Origin of the sequence: Microbispora sp. NPDC046973 (assembly GCF_040644495.1) — a bacterium.
Taxonomy (GTDB): domain Bacteria; phylum Actinomycetota; class Actinomycetes; order Streptosporangiales; family Streptosporangiaceae; genus Microbispora.
The window spans coordinates 1-2,041 of sequence record NZ_JBEYWQ010000079.1 but is presented as its reverse complement, the minus strand read 5'-3'; the positions used below and the strand labels follow the sequence as shown (position 1 = coordinate 2,041).

The following is a 2,041-nucleotide window of genomic DNA, read 5'->3' as shown; positions in this document are numbered from 1 at the left end:
TGACCGGCGGAGATCGCGGCGCCGTAGTAGCGGCCGCTTTGGGCGGCGGCCGCGCCGAGCGTGCCGGCGGCGGCGCCGGCGGGCAGGGACGCCGCGAGTGCGGTGACGGTGCCGAGGGCGCCGAGGGCGCCGGCGACCAGCAGCCGGCGGGTGCCGGCGACCCGTCGCCGCGCTCGGTCGGCGGGTGAGTCGGGGGGTAAGTCGGCGGGTAAGGGGGTTTCGCCCATGCCTGAGCCTCCACTGCGGGATCAATGAGGGGACGCGGACAGACGACCGCGGAAACAGCACGCGATCCGTCGTCGCGTCGGAACTGCGGCCCCTGCCGCCCACCACCGACCCCGGCAGGAGGAGCCGTCTCGGGGAGCCAGTCTGGAAATCATCATGAAATGTGTCAAGAGCGTTGCCGGTACGTTTCGAAGCCCTTTTCTCGCGTGTGCGCCATGTGCGCTGGTAGACGCGAGAAATGTCGTTCGTAACGGTGCTGCTTCCTCCGCGGCGGCTCCGGGTAGCACGGGTCGCGATGAAAGTTTCCTCCCATCCGGACTCCGGCCCTGTTCTCACACCCGGGGGAGGAGCAGGTGAGCCCATCGGGTCGACGGGAGGGCCCGGCCGGAGAGGGGGCCGAGCGTTGACACGGCCTAGGGCGTCATGTTTGATCCGCTACACCACCACGCAAAGCCGCCGATGGGAGAGGGGCACTGGTTCGCCAATTTGTTAGCGCTAACACTGCCAGCGCAGATACACCTATGCGTGGCCTTCTGGGCCGCTACGCACTGTCCGCGTCATCCATGTGCGACAAGCGGCTGCCGGGAAGGTTCACGAGCCGGCCGGTGCTCTCGAGACCACGAGTCCCGACGACGCGTCCGAGGCGAGCATCCTCTGAGATGCGCAGGGGCAACCGGTATCCGCTGATCGCCGGATCGGGTGACCGACGGTGTCTTCGATCGTGGACCTCCAGCGGCATCACCGCGTGGGGTGCCGCGGAGGGCGGTGCCCCCCGTTCGCCGGGGCGGGCGACCTGACCCTTTCGGCGGCGCGTGCACCGGTGCGCGTGGACCGGCGACATCGGCCACGGTGAGACGCTCCGCACCGGCGTCGACCAACCCCGGCCGCCGGCCCCCGCACGATCCGGTGCCTCTCCCCAGGCCGCGCCCCGGCTCGGGCGGACCACATCAGCCTGCCTCCGGCGGCCGGCCTGCCGACCCCTCACCTTCCCCGGTGGGGCACGCCCTCGTGTCCCCGCGCCGCGTATGTGCACGTGGCACACCGCGGATGTCTCCACCCCCAGCCGTGTCTCCGCTCTTCGAAGGAGAGAAGATGCACCAACCCTCCGTCCGCGCGACGAGTGGCCGGCGGCGGGCGCCGGCCACCGTCGTCGCATGTCTTCTGGCGGCGCTTGCGACCGTTCTCTCAACCGCTGTCACCTGGGTGGCGCCGGCCTCCGCGGCGACAGTCGACACCAACGCCTGGTACGTCCTGGTCAACCGCAACAGCGGCAAGGCACTCGACGTCTCCAACTTCTCCACCGCCGACGGCGGATCGCTCGTGCAATGGACCCGCACCAACGCGAACAACCAGCAGTGGCGGTTCGTCGACTCCGGCGGCGGCTACTACCGCGTGCAGTCGCGCCATTCGGGCAAGGTGCTCGACGTGTACAACCTCTCCACGGCCGACGGCGCCGACATCGTGCAGTGGAGTGACCACAACGGCACCAACCAGCAGTTCCAGCTCGCGGACTCGTCCGGCGGCTACGTCCGGCTGATCAACCGCAACAGCGGCAAGGCCGTCGAGGTCCAGAACGCCTCCACCGCGGACGGCGGCAAGATCGTGCAGTACTCCGACTGGGGCGGCGACAACCAGCAGTGGCAGCTTGTCCCCGTCGGGAGCGTCTCCGATCCCTCGCCCTCGCCTTCGTCGTCGGCGTCGCCTTCACCGTCGCCGTCGGTGAGTCCGTCGAGCGGGCCGTGGCCGCCGTCGTCGACGTACTCCAACCCGGTGTTGTGGGAGGACCTGGCCGACATCGACGTCTTCCGGGTGGACG

Annotated in this window: 1 protein-coding gene and 1 pseudogene; one reads left to right on the top strand and one right to left on the bottom strand. The window is 69.9% G+C overall.

Annotation, left to right across the window (positions count from 1 at the left end):
- A pseudogene (locus ABZ860_RS42765) lies at positions 1–227 on the bottom strand (hypothetical protein); the annotation flags it as partial.
- A 1,090-nt stretch (positions 228–1,317) separates the two neighbouring features.
- On the opposite strand from ABZ860_RS42765, the gene ABZ860_RS42760 reads away from it, so the two are divergent.
- The coding region (locus ABZ860_RS42760; RefSeq protein ID WP_357232591.1) for an RICIN domain-containing protein at positions 1,318–2,041 on the top strand (724 nt) is incomplete at its 3' end.